Source organism: Duganella sp. Dugasp78 (genome assembly GCF_059491455.1).
Genome location: NZ_CP168506.1, coordinates 944,868 through 959,123, shown reverse-complemented (window position 1 = coordinate 959,123; position 14,256 = coordinate 944,868). Strand labels below are relative to the sequence as shown.

Sequence of the window (14,256 nt, the reverse complement as noted above, 5' to 3'; positions counted from 1 at the left end):
CCCAGCTATCCGCGGCGCTGATGCAGCGCGGATAGTTGGGGGCGGCCCGCCGTGGCTTACTTCGCGGCGGTACGGGTACCGACCACCTCGACCGTCACACGACGGTTCTTGGCGCGGCCCTCAGCCGTGCCGTTGTCGGCCAGCGGCTGGGTTTCGCCCTTGCCCTCGGTGTAGATGCGCGAGGCATCCACGCCCTTGCTCACCAGATAGGCCTTGACCGCTTCGGCGCGGCGCAGCGACAGCTTCTGGTTGTAGTCGTTCGAGCCCACCGAGTCGGTATGGCCGACGGTGACCATCACCTCGGTGTCCATGCCTTGCAGCTTGCCCAGCAGGTCATCCAGTACGGCCTTGCCGTCCGGCTTGACGGCCGATTTGTCGAAGTCAAACAGCGCTGCGGCGGCGAATGAGACTTTCTCCGACGCCGGCTGCGGCGCCTTCTGCGGCGGTGGCGGTGGCGGCGTTACCACCGGCGGCGGTGCCGGTGCCGGCTCAGCGGCAGGCGGCGGCACATAGACCGGCGCGCTGTGCGCAGGCCGGCCCAGCTTGTAGACTAGGCTGACCGACAGCAGATCGACGTTGCCACGGTTGCCGACGGCATCGTTGACGCGGTAGCGTTCCACCTCGCCGCGCAGCGCCAGGGCTTCGTTCAGCTTGTATTCCAGGCCCAGGCCGGCCTTGGGGTTGAACTTGTGCTCGCTCTGATCGGGGCCGGTAACCGCCGCCAGGCGGTTGCCGCTGAAATGCGTGCTGGTCTTGGCGTAGTTCGCGCCGACCCGGCCCAGCAGCGAGAGCCGCTCGGACAGCGGCAGCTGCGCCAGCAAGTCCAGGTTGGCGCCGCGGAAGCCCGCCTCGCCGTTGAGCACGCCGTTGCCGGACGTGGTCGCGTTGAAGCCGAATTTACCCAGATCGAAGTAACCCAGCTCCAGCGCCAGGTAGCGGTTCAGCTGTTTGCCGACGAACAGCTTGTAGCCGGTGTCGCGTTCGTCCGTGTTGAACGCGGTGACGCTGGCGCCGTTCGCTTGCAGGCTGGCCGTCAGGCGCGGCTGGTCGATATTGGCGCGCGAGCGGCCGACCCCGGTGCCCAGGTACCAGGCGCTGTTGGCCCAGTCCGGGTTGACGAAAGGTTCTTCGGCCTGCGCGGCCTGCATGGCGAGGATGGCGCACGCGAGCGCGCTCAGGGTTCCGATTTTTTTGGCAATGGTCATGATGGTGTCCTTGAGAGGTGAGCGTTTATTTGGCGATCTGGTTGTTGCGCAGCGTGACGGCGGCGGCGGTCAGCACGCGGCCGTTGAGCAGCGTGGTGTTGTCGCCGACGGTGATCGCGGCGGCCTGGCCGAGGATCGAGCCCTTGAAGACGCTGTTGGCGCCCAGCGTGGTCGGGCCGACCGGCAGCCAGTTGACGTTGGCCGCGGTGGCGCCGTTGCTCAGCGCGACGATGGAATTGGCGGTCGAATTCAGCGTCAGCGCGGTGCGGAAGATGTAGACGCCCGGGCCGTTCAGCGTGACGGTGCCGGTGATGTTGATGGCGCCGGCGTAGCAGTAGACGCCCGGTGCGAAGGTCTGACCGCCGAGGTCGACGCCGCCGGCAAAGCTGACGTCGCAAGTGCGGCCGTTGGCGTTGCTGATTGCGGTTTGCAGATCGGCCAGGGCGCCGGCCAGGATGGCGCCGGATTTATAGTTGGTGAAGCCGGCCACCAGGGTTGGATCGGTGGTTTGCGACGGCGAGCCGACATCGCCGGTGATCAGCGTGGTGCCGCCGGCGTTATTGGTCAGCGAGGTGCCGGCCAGCACGGCAAAGCTGGCAGCGCTGCCCAGCGGAACCGGTTGCGCTGCCGGCGGTACTGGCGGCAGGATGACGGCAGAAGAAACGGTCAGCGCGGCGCTGCCCGATTGGGCGCCGACGGTGGCGGTCACGCTGGTGGTGCCGGCGGCGACGCCAGTGGCCATGCCGGTGCTGGCGATGGTGCCGATGGTCGGGCTGGCGGTAGTCCAGGCGGCGCTGCCGGTGACGAAGGCGGTGGTGTTATCCGAATAGGTGGCGGTGGCGATGAATTGCTGCTGGCCGCCGACCAATACGGTCGATGTGGCCGGCGTGACGGCGATGCTGGTGAGCGTGGCAGCGGGCACGGTGACGGTGGTGGTGGCGCTCATGCCGTTGCTGGTGGCGGTGACTACCGAGGTGCCGAGTGCGACGCCGGTGACCAGGCCGCGGGCGTTGACGGTGGCGTTGGCCGGAGTGGCCGAGACGAAGGTCGAACCGGCGGTCAGGTCCTGAGTGGTGGCGTCGGTGTAGGTGCCGATGACGGCCAGCTGGCGCGTGGCGGCGATCTGCACGGTCGGCGCTTGCGGCGTGACGGCGATGCTGGCGAGCGTGGCGGAGGGCACGGTTACGGTGGTGGTGGCGCTCTTGCCGCCACTGGTGGCGGTGACCACCGAGGTGCCGATCGCGACACCGGTGACCAGGCCGCCGGCGTTGACGCTGGCGTTAGCCGGCGTGGCCGACGCGAAGGTCGAGTTGGCGGTCAGGTCCTGGGTGCTGGCGTCCGAATAGGTGCCGACGACAACCAGCTGGCGCGAGGCGGCGATCCGCACGGTCGGCGCTTGCGGCGCGACGGCGAGCGACACCAGCACGGCCGGCGTGACGGTCAGCGTGGCCGAGGCGGTCTTGCCGCTGAAGGCTGCGCTGATGACGGAGGTGCCGACGCTGGCGCCGGTGGCCAGGCCGGTGCTGGGGGCGACGCTGGCGACGGCCGGCGTGGCCGAGCTCCAGGCTGCGGTGACCGCTTGCGTGGAGCCGTCGCTATAGGTCGCGCTGGCGCTGAACTGCTGCGTCGCGCCAAGGGCGATGCTGGGCGCCGGCGGCGTCACCGCCAGCGACACCAGCGTGGCGGCCGGCAGGCCGAGAAGGGGATCGCGTCCCTGGTCGCCGCCGCCGCATCCTGCCAGCAGGGCGGCCGCAAGCAGGCCGATGGAACAGAAGAGTGACTGGATGGATCTCGGTGGGAATTTCATGATGTTTCCTTTGTGCTGAAACAGTGGACCAACTGGCAGCCCGCGCTGGGTGCGCAAGGCAAGTGGTCCACGATGTCATGCCCGGCGGGGCCGGTATGTGCGCTGTCGCGCACAACACATTGAAGTTAGGAAACTTTGTGGAAATTAAACCCGCTTTAGTCGTTTACCGCCCCCGCGACCTTACAGCGGATACAAAAAATATAAAAATGAAATCATTGTAATGATGAGCTGATGTCATGTGACTAACACGTGCCGCGCATCCGTGCGGCGTTCCGTTCACATCACCAAGGAAGACATCAGATGAAACCTTATATTCTCGCCAAGGCCGTGCTGGCCGCTTGCGTCAGCCTGTCCGCCTGCGCCGCCCAGGCGGCCGACGTCACCTTCACCTTCACCAACACCGCGCCGGTGGGCGGCGTCGGCGTCGCGCCGTTGTGGCTGGGGCTGCACAACGGCAGTTTCGACAGCTTCGATGTGGGCAGCGCGGCGTCGGTGGCGATCGAGCGCGCCGCCGAAGACGGCAACGCCAGCGTACTGACCAGCAACTTCGCCAGCCAGGTGGCCGGCGGCCTGCAGACCACGCTGCCGAACGGCCCGCGCTTCCCCGGCGCCAGCAGCACGTTCACGCTGCACAACGTCGACTTGAACGGCGCCAACCGCTACCTGAGCTACGCCGCGATGGTCGTGCTCAGCAACGATTTCTTTATCGGTAATGACAACGCGAAAGCGATCGACCTGTCGTCGCTGGCCGGTGGCGGCAAGCTGTCGCTGGCGCTGGGCGGCGCCGGCCATGTGTACGACGCGGGCACCGAGCAGAACAACTTCGCCTACTCGCTGGCCAACGGCGCCTACGGCATCGGCGGCGGCCAGACCGGCCCCAACCAGGGCATCGACGAGCATGGCGTGGTGCACGTGGCCACTGGCAATCCCTATCTGAGCTTTGTCGACAGCGGCAATTATGTGCCGGCCAACTTTGACTGGACCGCGTTGAATTTCAACAACCAGCAATCCATCGGACGACTGGATATCTCGGTGGCGGCCGTGCCTGAGCCGGAAACCTATGCGATGTTGTTTGCCGGCCTCGGATTGCTGGGCTTTGTCGCCCGTCGCCAGCAGAAAACCGGCGCCTAAAGTATAAGGCAGGCAGCGCCGGGAATGTCGTGAGGGTTTATTCCTGGCGCACCCACACCTGCGAGCGGCCCAGCATCGGTACGCCGATGTAGCCGCGCACGCTCAGCTTCTTGCCGCCGTCGGTCAGGTGCATCTTGCTGCGGTAGACCTTGCCGTTGTCCGGATCGAGGATCTCGCCGCCGTTATATTCGTCGCCGTCTTTTTTCAGGCCGGTCATGATCACCAGGCCGATCACCGGCTGGTTCTTGCGCGCGTCCTCGCACTTCTCGCATTTGGGATTCTGGTCTTCGGTCGGCGCGCGGAACAGTTGCTCGATCTTGCCTTGCAAGACGCCGTTGCTGTCGGTGATGCGTATCAGCGCTTTCGGCTTGCCGCTGACGTCGTCGATGTTTTTCCACAGGCCGACCGGGGAGCTGTCGTCGGCGAAGGCCGGGGCGATGGACAGCGCCGCGGTGATGATCAAAGCGAGGAATTTCATGGGGGATCTCCAGGGTTATTTTTTGTCCAACGAGTGTAGCAAATAAATGACCGGTCGTACTATTTTTACGATAATTACACATATTGTCTAAAATAAGATAATATGTACGAATGAAAAAGACAGCCGAACAGCAGAATCTCCTGGAGCAGATGAAGCAGGTCGCCGACGGACTGGGCCAGACCCTGGCGCCGTTTTGCGAAGTGGTCCTGCACGACCTGACCGATCCGGAGCACGCCATCGTGGCGATTCATAATAACTTGTCCGGCCGCGGCGTCGGCGCACCGGCCACGGAGCTGGGGTTGGCGCGCGCGGCCGATGCCGGCGTCGCCCAGGTCATCGCCAACTACCCGAACACTTTTGCCGACGGCCGCCGCGCCAAAAGCACCTCGATCGGCATCAAGGACAGCGAGGGCCGGTACGTCGCCGCGCTGTGCATGAACGTCGACCTGACGGTGTTCCGCAGCCTGAACACTTTGCTGACGCAGTTCAGCACCGTCGACAAGGACGCCGCCGTGCGCGAGACGCTGGAACCGGCCGGGGCCGACGCCATCCGCGCCCGCATCGACCAGTTCGCCGCGCGCCTGGCCACCACGCCGCGCGCGCTGAAGGCCGACGAACGCAAGGCGCTGATGCGCGAGCTGAAGGAGTCCGGCCTGGGCGACGTGCGCCGCGCGATGGATATCGTCGCCAACTACCTGAACGTCTCGCGCGCCACGGTGTACAACGATGTCCGCGATGTCCAATAACGCCGCCCGCCTGCTGTTACTGGACCGCGACCAGGCCGCCGCGCTGCTGCAGCCGGACGAGGTACTGGCCGCCGTGCGCGTGTCCTTCCTGCAGCACGCCAGCGGCGACGGCCGCAACTTCCCGCTGGTGCGCGAGGCGCTGCCGGCCGGCGTGTTCGGCATCAAATCCGGCGGCGTGATGACGCAGGACCTGCTGGGCATGAAGGCGGCCGGCTTCTGGCCGGGCAACCGCCAGCATGGCGCCGACGGCCACCAGGCCACGATCATGCTGTTCGACCCGGCCAGCGGGCGGCCGCAATGCCTGATCGACGGCAACGCCGTCACCACCACACGCACCGCCGCCGCCGGCGCCTTGGGCCTGCTGGCGCTGGCGCGGCCGGACAGCGCGACGCTGTGCGTGTTCGGCACCGGCGTGCAGGGCACGGCGCATGTCGACTACGCGCTGCGTGTGCTGCCCGGCCTGCGGCGCGTGCGCTACCTGACTTCCGACGGCCGCCGCGATCCGCATTTTGAAGCGCGCTTCGCGCAACGCTGCGATGTCGCGCCCGGCGCCAGCCCGGATGCCGCGGTGGCCGAGAGCGACATCGTCATCACCGCCACCACCGGACGCGGGCCGCTGTTCTCGGCGCACGCCGTGCGTCCCGGCACCCATTTGAATTGCGTCGGCAGCGATACGCGCGGCAAGCGCGAACTGCCGGAAGGCATGCTGGCGCTGGCGCACATCTGGGTCGACGATCTGGCGCAAGCGCTCGCCATCGGCGAGCTGCAGTGGGCGCCGCAAACGGCGGCACAGGAATTCGGCACGCTGCTCGCTGCCGGGACGCCCGCGCGCCACGGCATCGCGGCGGAGGCCGTGACCATCTTCGACATGACGGGCATCGCCCTGCAGGATCTTTCGGTGGCGCGCATGCTGCAACGGCGCGCTTTGGCAACTGGCACGGGCACCAACATCGCCTGGCCCTGGTAAGACAATCAAGAAGAGGAATACGATGAACGAACTGACCCTCCCAACCTACGCCGACGTGGTCGCCGCCTCGGAACGCATCGCCGGCCACGCCCATCACACGCCGGTGGCCACCTCGCGCACCGCCAACGAGGAACTGGGCGCCGAGGTGTTCTTCAAGTGCGAGAACATGCAGCGCATGGGCGCGTTCAAATTCCGCGGCGGCTACAACGCATTGGCCCGCTTCACGCCCGAGCAGCGCCGTGCCGGTGTGGTGGCGTTTTCGTCGGGGAACCATGCGCAGGCGATCGCGCTGGCGGCCAGGCTGCTGGGCATTCCGGCCACCATCGTCATGCCGCACGACGCGCCTGCCTCCAAGGTCGCGGCCACCCGTGGCTACGGCGCGCAAGTGGTGAGCTACGACCGCTACACCGAAGACCGCGAACAGATCGGCCGCGACCTGGCGCACAAGCACGGCCTGACGCTGATTCCGCCCTACGATCACCCGGACGTGATCGCGGGGCAGGGCACGGCGGCCAAGGAATTGCTGGAGGCGGTCGGCCATCTGGACGCGCTGTTTGTCTGCCTGGGCGGCGGCGGCTTGCTGAGTGGCTCGGCGCTGGCGGCGCGCGCGATCTCGCCGTCTACCAGGATCTACGGCGTGGAGCCGGAGGCGGGCAACGACGGCCAGCAATCGTTCCGCAGCGGCAGCATCGTGCATATCGAAACGCCGAAGACCATTGCCGACGGCGCGCAGACCCAGCACCTGGGCCATCTGACCTTCCCCATCATCAAGCGCGATGTGGACGATATCCTGACCGTCAGCGACGAGCAGCTGCGCCACGAAATGCGCTTCTTCGCGGGGCGCATGAAGATGGTGGTGGAGCCGACCGGCTGCCTGGGCTTCGCCGCCGCGCGGGCCATGAAGGATCAGCTGCAGGGCAAGCGGATCGGCGTGATCATCAGCGGCGGCAACGTCGACATCGACCGCTACGCCGCCTTGCTGGCGCATTGATCAGGCATATTTTTTCTGCTTGAAGTCGCGCAGGATCTCGTGCGCCGCGTTGTGCCCCGGCGCGCCGGTCACGCCGCCGCCGGGGTGGGTGCCGGCGCCGCAGGTGTACAGCCCGGCGATGGGGCCGCGATAGTCGGCGTGGCCCAGCATCGGGCGCGCCGAGAACAGCTGGTCCAGTCCCAGCGCGCCATGGAAGATGTCGCCGCCGACCAGGCCGAAGGTGCGTTCCAGGTCGAGCGGACTCATGATCTGCCGGCCCAGCACGGACTGCTTGAAGTTGGGCGCGTAGTTGTTGACGGTGTCTATCATCAGGTCGGCGACGGTGTCGCGGTGCTCATCCCAGCTGGCGCCGTCGGGCAATTGCGGCGCCACGTGCTGGCAGAACAGGCTGGCCACATGCTGGCCGGGTGGCGCCAGCGTCGGGTCCAGCGTGGAGGGGATCAGCACTTCGACGATGGGCTTGCGCGCCCAGCCCAGCGCGCGGGCGTCGTGGTAGGCCCGCTCCATGTAGTCGAGGCTGGGGGCGATGATGATGCCGCTGCCGTGATGTTCCGCCATTGCCTTGCCGGGCAGGCAGCTGAAGTCCGGCAGTTCGGACAAGGCCACGTTCATGCGGAAGGTGCCGGAGCCGCAGCGCCAGCCCTCCATGCGGCGCAGGAAATCGGCCGGCAGGGCGGCCGGATCGACCAATGACGTGTACAACAGGCGCGGATTGAGGTTGGAGACCACCACCCGCGTATCTAGCCGCTCGCCCTGCGCGGTGACGACGCCGACCGCGCGGCCCTTTTCCAGTAGCACTTCGCGCACGCCGCAACCGGTTCGGATCTCGACCCCGCGCGCTTCGGCCGAGCGGGCCATGGCCTGCGTGATGGCGCCCATGCCGCCGATGGCGTGGCCCCACGCGCCTTTCTTGCCGTTCACCTCGCCGAACACATGGTGCAGCAGCACGTAGGCGGAACCGGGAGTGTAGGGGCTGGCGTAGTTGCCGACGATGCTGTCGAAGCCGAAGGCGGCCTTGATCGGCGCGCTCTCGAACCAGCCGTCCAGATAATCGCCGGCCGATTTGGTGAACAGGTCGAGCAGTTCGCGCTGGGTGGCCAGCGGAAGCTTGCGCATGCGATTGCCCAGGCCGCCGGCCTTGATCAGTTCAGGCAGGGCGCTGAGCCAGTTGCCCTGGACCAGGTTGGGCGGCGTTTGCAGCACGGTGTCGCGCAGCAGTTCGGCGGCGACTTCCAGATGTTCGCCATAGGCTTGCAGGCGGTCCGCGTCGCGCTGGGAGAACTTTGCCACTTCCCCGGCGGTTTTACCGGGGCCGATTTTCAGATAGCGGCCGTCGTCCAGCGGCAGGAAGTTCGACAGCGGGCGTTCGACTATCTTCAGTCCGTGTTTGATCAGCTCCAGATCGCGGATCACTTTGGGATTGAGCAGCGACACGGTGTACGCGGCCACGGAATTGCGGAAGCCCGGATGGAATTCCTCGGTCACCGCCGCGCCGCCGACCACGCTGCGTTGTTCCAGTACGGTTACCTTCAGGCCAGCCCTGGCCAGATAGTGGGCGCACACCAGGCCGTTGTGGCCGCCGCCGATAATGATCACGTCGCGCATCAATACTCTCCTCGAATTCAGTAGCATCATTGTGCGGACGGTTTCGGCAAATTGCATTGCACAAGCCGACGAATTGCGGGAATATACTGAGCAAAATGACGAACTTATCGGCAAAAGGAAAAGATGGACGATATCGACCAACAACTGCTGGCCCTGCTGCGCGAAAACGCGCGCGCCACCACGAGCGAGCTGGCGCGCAAGCTGGGCCTGTCGCGCACGACGGTGCAAAGCCGGATCGAGCGGCTGGAGCGCTCGGGCGTCGTGATCGGTTACACGGTGCGCACCAGCGCCGACTACCAGGCGGGACTTGTGCGGGCTTTGGTGATGATCACGGCCACGCCGAAGCTGACGCCGGCCATTGAAAGCGCCTTGCGCAAGCTCGCCCATGTGCGCACGCTGCATTCGGTGAACGGGATATATGACTTCATCGCCGGCGTGGAAGCCGGCTCGGTGGAGGAGCTCGATGGCGTGGTGGACCGCATCGGCGCGCTCGACGGCGTGGAGCGCACCACGACCTCGATCCTGATGACGACCCGTATCGACCGCTAGTGGCAATGTAGAGCGTCGTCATTCCCGCGCAGGCGGGAATCCATAGAACGCTTGGCGGCTTAGTCAGCATGGATTCCCGCCTGCGCGGGAATGACTGCGAAAAAAAAGCCGCGCGGCTTGCACCGGGCGGCTTTTGCTTGGTGGCTGACCTGATCAGGCTGCCGGCAGCTTGGCGAACTGCTCGCGCATCTTGTCCAGCGTGGCCGAGAAGTTGGCGACGCGTTCCTTCTCCTGCGCCACCACCTCGGCCGGCGCGCGGGCGACGAAGCTTTCGTTCGACAGCTTGCCGTTGGCCTTGTTGATCTCGCCTTCAACGCGGGCGATCTCCTTGGCCAGACGCTCGCGCTCGGCCTTCACATCGATCTCCACCTTCAGCATCAGCTTGGTCGTGCCGACGATCGACACGGCAGCCGGCGATTCCGGCAGCGCGTCGACGATCTGCACTTCGGCCAGCTTGCCCAGCGACTGGATGTACGGCGCGAACACTTCCATCGCCGCCTTGTCGGCCGCATTGGTCGGCTCGACGATCAGCGGCACGCGCAGCGATGGCGCCAGCTGCATTTCGCCGCGCAGGTTGCGGGTGGCGTCGGTCAGCGCCTTCAGCTGCTGCATCCAGGCCTCGGCCGATTCGTCGATGGCGGCGGTGTTGGCGATCGGGTAAGGCTGGGTCATGATCGAATCACCGGTCTTGCCGGCCAGCGGCGCGACAGCCTGCCACAGCGCTTCGGTAACGAATGGAATGACCGGATGCGCCAGGCGCAGCACCACTTCCAGCACGCGCAGCAGCGTGTGGCGGGTAGCGCGTTGCTGGCCTTCGGTGCCGCTCTGCACCTGCACTTTGGCCACTTCCAGATACCAGTCGCAATACTCGTCCCAGACGAACTTGTAGATGGTCGAGGCGATGTTGTCGAAGCGGTAGTCCTCGAAGCCCTTGGCCACGTCCTGCTCGGCCTTCTGCAGCAGCGAGATGATCCACTTGTCGGCGTTCGACAGGTCGGCCACGCTGGCGCTGCAATCCTTCTCCTCGGTGTTCATCAGCACGAAGCGGGTGGCGTTCCACAGCTTGTTGCAGAAGTTGCGGTAGCCTTCGGCGCGACCCAGGTCGAAGTTGATGTTGCGGCCCAGCGAGGCGTACGACGCCATCGTGAAGCGCACCGCGTCGGTGCCGTAGGCGGCGATCCCCTCCGGGAACTCCTTGCGGGTGGCCTTGGCAATCTTCTCTGCAGCTTTCGGGTTCATCAGGCCGGTGGTGCGTTTCTCCACCAGCGCATCGATGCCGATGCCGTCAATCAGGTCGATCGGGTCCAGCGTGTTGCCCTTGGACTTGGACATCTTCTGGCCGGTCGAGTCGCGCACCAGGCCGTGCACGTACACCGTCTCGAACGGCACCTTGCCGGTGAAGTGCGCGGTCATCATGACCATGCGTGCCACCCAGAAGAAGATGATGTCGAAGCCGGTCACCAGCACCGACGACGGCATGAAGGCCTTGATATCAGGCGTTTCTTCCGGCCAGCCGAGCGTGGAGAACGGCACCAGCGCGGACGAGAACCACGTGTCGAGCACGTCGTTGTCGCGGCGCAGCGGGCCGGTGCTGCCCTTGGCGACCGCTTGCGCGATCGCTTCGGCTTCGGTCTTGGCGACGAAGATGTTGCCGGCGTCGTCGTACCATGCCGGGATCTGGTGGCCCCACCACAGCTGGCGCGAGATGCACCAGTCCTGGATGTTGTTGAGCCACTGGTTGTAGGTGGTGCTCCAGTTTTCCGGCACGAACTTGATCTCGCCGTTGGCGACCTTGTCCAGCGCGGTTTCGGCGATCGATTTGCCCGGGAAGAAAGTGCCTTCCGGCGCCGGCTTGCTCATGGCGACGAACCACTGGTCGGTCAGCATCGGCTCGATGATGACGCCGGTACGGTCGCCGCGCGGCACCATCAGCTTGTGCGGCTTGACCTGCTCCAGCAAACCCAGCGCGTCCAGGTCGGCGACGATCTGCTTGCGCGCCACGAAGCGGTCCATGCCGCGGTAGGCGACCGGCGCTTCGTCGTTGATCTTCGCTTCCAGCGTCATGATGGTCAGCAGCGGCAGCTTGTGGCGCTGGCCGACGGCATAGTCGTTCAGGTCGTGCGCAGGGGTGATCTTGACGCAGCCGGTGCCGAATTCCTTGTCGACGTATTCGTCGGCGATGATCGGGATTTCGCGGTCGGTCAGCGGCAGCTTCAGCATCTTGCCGACCAGCGGCAGGTAGCGCTCGTCGGTCGGGTCCACCGCCACGGCGACGTCGCCCAGCATGGTTTCAGGACGGGTGGTGGCCACGGTCAGCGTGCCGCTGCCGTCGGCCAGCGGGTACTTGATGTACCACATCGAGCCGTCTTCCTCTTCCGACACCACTTCCAGGTCGGAGACGGCGGTGCCCAGCACCGGATCCCAGTTGACCAGGCGCTTGCCGCGGTAGATCAGGCCCTGCTCGTGCAGGCGCACGAAGACGTCGGTGACGACTTTCGAGCGCGGCTCGTCCATCGTGAAGTATTCGCGCTTCCAGTCCGGCGAGGTGCCCAGGCGGCGCATCTGGCCGGTGATGATGGAGCCGGATTTCTCTTTCCACTCCCAGACTTTCTTGACGAACTCTTCGCGGCCCAGGTCGTGGCGCGAGATCTTCTGCGCGTCCAGCTGGCGCTCCACCACGATCTGCGTGGCGATGCCAGCGTGGTCGGTGCCGGGAATCCAGGCGGTGTTGTGGCCCAGCATGCGATGGTAGCGGGTCAGGCCGTCCATGATGGTCTGGTTGAAGGCATGGCCCATGTGCAGGGTGCCGGTCACGTTCGGCGGCGGCAGCTGGATGCTGAAAGAAGGTTTGCCGGCGTCGAGGGTGGCGGTGTAGTAACCGCGCTGTTCCCACTCGGTACGCCAGAATTGTTCAATGTCGGCAGGCTCGAAAGACTTGGCTAATTCCATGATTTGGCAGATTAAATTTGGAGAAACAACCATTATAGATGACGCAGCAAGCCATGAGCAGATCGCCGCTTGTTAAACCCTGGACATTTCCCGCCCGGATGTCGAATTCCGCAAGTTTTTTGACTCGCCCCGCCGAAGAGCATACCGTTGGCCGTCCCAATAATGTTTTTTTGACATGGAGACGGAAATGACAACTCGACTCATTGCTGTGCTGGTCGCTGGCCTACTGGCCGGCGCATCGGCTTCCGCGCTGGCCCAGTCCGACAAGGTCTGGATCAGCGTCGGCGACGCCGCCTATGCCCAATTGCAGAAAATCGCGCCGCAGGTGCAGGCGCGCGAAAGCCGCGCCAGCTTAGCCGTCCGGCCCGGCCAGGAGCGGGTGCACCTGGTCGAGGTCGACGAGCAGCAGATGCTGTCATTGTCGGCCGCCGTGCACCGCAAGCTGCGCCGCTGCGGCGGCTTCATGTTCCACGCCAGCGAGGCGGCCGGCATCGCCGCGTTGACGCCGTCCAAGGCCAGCACCGCACAACTGGCCGTGGCGCGGCCGTCGTACGTGATCGACCAGCAAAGCGTGGTCAACCCCATGCTGACGCAAATGCAGGCCAGTAACATCGGCCAGACCATCGTCGACATGTCGGCCTACGCCAACCGCTACTACACCACCAACAACGGCGTGAACGCGTCGAACTGGCTCCTGCAGCGCTGGACCACGATGGCGGCCGGCCGCAGCGACATCGCCGTCACCCAGTACACGCACGCCTCCTGGCCGCAGAAGTCGGTGATCCTGACCATCACCGGCACCGACAACCCGAGCGAAGTGGTGGTGCTGGGCGGCCACCTGGACTCGATCAACCAGGCCGGCACCAGCGAGACCACCAAGGCGCCCGGCGCCGACGACGACGCCTCCGGCATCGCCAGCCTGACCGAGGTGCTGCGGGTAATGATCGCCAGCGGCTACAAGCCGCGCCGCACCATCAAGCTGATCGGCTACGCCGCCGAGGAAGTGGGTCTGCGCGGCTCGCAGGACATCGCCCAGAACTACAAGGCCAACAACGTCAACGTGGTCGGCGTGATGCAGCTCGACATGACCGACTACCAGGGCTCGGCCGATGACATCTACCTGTTCACGGACTACACCGACAGCGCCCAGAACACCTTCGTCGCCAACCTGATCACGACCTACCTGCCGACCTTGAAGATCGGCCACGACCAGTGCGGCTACGCCTGCTCCGACCACGCCTCGTGGAACTCGGCCGGCTACTGGACGTCGATGCCGTTCGAGACGGCCATGGGCGAGGACAATCCCTACATCCACACCGCCAACGACACCTACGCCAACACCGGCAGCCAGGCCGACCACGCGCTCAAGTTCGCGCGCATGGCGCTGGCCTACGCGGTCGAGCTGGGCAGCGACGGTCCTGGCGTGACGCCGCCGGCCGACCACACCGAGACCTATACCGGCAGCCTGACCAGGGGCCAGACGCGCGCCTACGGTCCGTTCGCGGTCGCGGGCGGTGGCAGCTTCAAGGCCGCGCTCAGCGGCAGCGGCGACACCGACCTCTATGTGCGTAAAGCCGGCGCGGCCAGCACCACCAGCTATGACTGCAAGTCCGACGGCCCGAGCAGCACCGAGAGCTGCACCGTGTCCTACGCCGCCAACGGCAACGCCTACGTGCTGCTGAACGGCTACGTCGCGTCCAGCTACACGCTGACCGTGACTTACCCGCCGCAGTAATGCCCGGCTCGCCCCACGCTGCCCGCGAGTCTCGTCATTCCCGCGAAAGCGGCGGTCCGCCGTCGCGGAATCCATAGAATGCATCAATCCCCT

The 14,256-nt window shown here is 65.7% G+C and carries 11 protein-coding genes; 6 read left to right on the top strand and 5 right to left on the bottom strand.

The features are described 5' to 3' along the window. Positions 1-56: 56 nt before the first annotated feature. Complete coding sequence (locus ACEN9O_RS04250; RefSeq protein ID WP_495616403.1) at positions 57-1,205, bottom strand: OmpA family protein; 1,149 nt, start codon at positions 1,203-1,205, stop codon at positions 57-59. 25 nt (positions 1,206-1,230) lie between these two features. After that, positions 1,231-3,012, bottom strand: a complete 1,782-nt coding sequence (locus tag ACEN9O_RS04245; RefSeq protein WP_495616402.1) for an Ig-like domain-containing protein — start codon at positions 3,010-3,012, stop codon at positions 1,231-1,233. A gap of 300 nt (positions 3,013-3,312) precedes the next feature. Between ACEN9O_RS04245 and ACEN9O_RS04240 the strand changes: the two genes are divergently transcribed. Beyond that, positions 3,313-4,143 (top strand): spondin domain-containing protein, encoded by an 831-nt coding sequence (locus ACEN9O_RS04240; RefSeq protein ID WP_495616401.1) that lies wholly within the window; start codon positions 3,313-3,315, stop codon positions 4,141-4,143. A 37-nt stretch (positions 4,144-4,180) separates the two neighbouring features. On the opposite strand, the gene ACEN9O_RS04235 is transcribed toward ACEN9O_RS04240, so the two are convergent. Then, entirely contained in the window at positions 4,181-4,621 is a 441-nt protein-coding gene (locus tag ACEN9O_RS04235; protein ID WP_495616400.1) for a DUF2147 domain-containing protein, read from the bottom strand. A gap of 110 nt (positions 4,622-4,731) precedes the next feature. Here ACEN9O_RS04235 and ACEN9O_RS04230 point away from each other — a divergent pair, with 110 nt between their 5' ends. From ACEN9O_RS04230 to ACEN9O_RS04220, 3 genes are read left to right on the top strand one after another with little or no spacing between them, the layout of a single operon-like run. After that, positions 4,732-5,367 (top strand): helix-turn-helix transcriptional regulator, encoded by a 636-nt coding sequence (locus ACEN9O_RS04230; RefSeq protein ID WP_495616399.1) that lies wholly within the window; start codon positions 4,732-4,734, stop codon positions 5,365-5,367. Continuing rightward, a complete protein-coding gene (locus ACEN9O_RS04225; RefSeq protein WP_495616398.1) occupies positions 5,348-6,334 on the top strand; it encodes an ornithine cyclodeaminase family protein in 987 nt (328 codons plus the stop codon). Before ACEN9O_RS04230 ends, ACEN9O_RS04225 begins: the two co-directional genes overlap by 20 nt. Positions 6,335-6,356: 22 nt before the next feature. Continuing rightward, positions 6,357-7,325: a threo-3-hydroxy-L-aspartate ammonia-lyase gene (locus ACEN9O_RS04220; RefSeq protein WP_495616397.1), complete on the top strand. Its 969-nt coding sequence runs from the start codon at positions 6,357-6,359 to the stop codon at positions 7,323-7,325. Here ACEN9O_RS04220 and ACEN9O_RS04215 read toward each other — a convergent pair whose 3' ends face one another. After that, positions 7,326-8,930, bottom strand: coding sequence for a phytoene desaturase family protein (locus tag ACEN9O_RS04215; protein WP_495616396.1), 1,605 nt, complete (start codon positions 8,928-8,930; stop codon positions 7,326-7,328). It lies immediately after the preceding gene. A 123-nt stretch (positions 8,931-9,053) separates the two neighbouring features. Here ACEN9O_RS04215 and ACEN9O_RS04210 point away from each other — a divergent pair, with 123 nt between their 5' ends. Next, on the top strand, positions 9,054-9,479 hold the full coding sequence (locus ACEN9O_RS04210; RefSeq protein ID WP_495616395.1) for an Lrp/AsnC family transcriptional regulator: 426 nt from the start codon (positions 9,054-9,056) through the stop codon (positions 9,477-9,479). Positions 9,480-9,632: 153 nt separating this feature from the next. Here the strand turns inward: ACEN9O_RS04210 and ACEN9O_RS04205 are convergent, their stop codons facing one another. After that, complete coding sequence (locus ACEN9O_RS04205) at positions 9,633-12,428, bottom strand: valine--tRNA ligase (RefSeq protein ID WP_495616394.1); 2,796 nt, start codon at positions 12,426-12,428, stop codon at positions 9,633-9,635. Positions 12,429-12,615: 187 nt separating this feature from the next. Here ACEN9O_RS04205 and ACEN9O_RS04200 point away from each other — a divergent pair, with 187 nt between their 5' ends. After that, on the top strand, positions 12,616-14,163 hold the full coding sequence (locus ACEN9O_RS04200; protein WP_495616393.1) for a M20/M25/M40 family metallo-hydrolase: 1,548 nt from the start codon (positions 12,616-12,618) through the stop codon (positions 14,161-14,163). Positions 14,164-14,256: the final 93 nt, after the last annotated feature.

What these genes read in the sequence shown, in the direction of transcription:
- ACEN9O_RS04245 (WP_495616402.1), bottom strand. Translation starts at nt 3,012, where the DNA reads ATGAAATTCCCACCGAGATCCATCCAGTCACTCTTCTGTTCCATCGGC.
- ACEN9O_RS04205 (WP_495616394.1), bottom strand. Translation starts at nt 12,428, where the DNA reads ATGGAATTAGCCAAGTCTTTCGAGCCTGCCGACATTGAACAATTCTGG.
- ACEN9O_RS04225 (WP_495616398.1), top strand. Translation starts at nt 5,348, where the DNA reads ATGTCCGCGATGTCCAATAACGCCGCCCGCCTGCTGTTACTGGACCGC.
- ACEN9O_RS04210 (WP_495616395.1), top strand. Translation starts at nt 9,054, where the DNA reads ATGGACGATATCGACCAACAACTGCTGGCCCTGCTGCGCGAAAACGCG.
- ACEN9O_RS04220 (WP_495616397.1), top strand. Translation starts at nt 6,357, where the DNA reads ATGAACGAACTGACCCTCCCAACCTACGCCGACGTGGTCGCCGCCTCG.
- ACEN9O_RS04240 (WP_495616401.1), top strand. Translation starts at nt 3,313, where the DNA reads ATGAAACCTTATATTCTCGCCAAGGCCGTGCTGGCCGCTTGCGTCAGC.
- ACEN9O_RS04250 (WP_495616403.1), bottom strand. Translation starts at nt 1,205, where the DNA reads ATGACCATTGCCAAAAAAATCGGAACCCTGAGCGCGCTCGCGTGCGCC.
- ACEN9O_RS04235 (WP_495616400.1), bottom strand. Translation starts at nt 4,621, where the DNA reads ATGAAATTCCTCGCTTTGATCATCACCGCGGCGCTGTCCATCGCCCCG.
- ACEN9O_RS04230 (WP_495616399.1), top strand. Translation starts at nt 4,732, where the DNA reads ATGAAAAAGACAGCCGAACAGCAGAATCTCCTGGAGCAGATGAAGCAG.
- ACEN9O_RS04215 (WP_495616396.1), bottom strand. Translation starts at nt 8,930, where the DNA reads ATGCGCGACGTGATCATTATCGGCGGCGGCCACAACGGCCTGGTGTGC.
- ACEN9O_RS04200 (WP_495616393.1), top strand. Translation starts at nt 12,616, where the DNA reads ATGACAACTCGACTCATTGCTGTGCTGGTCGCTGGCCTACTGGCCGGC.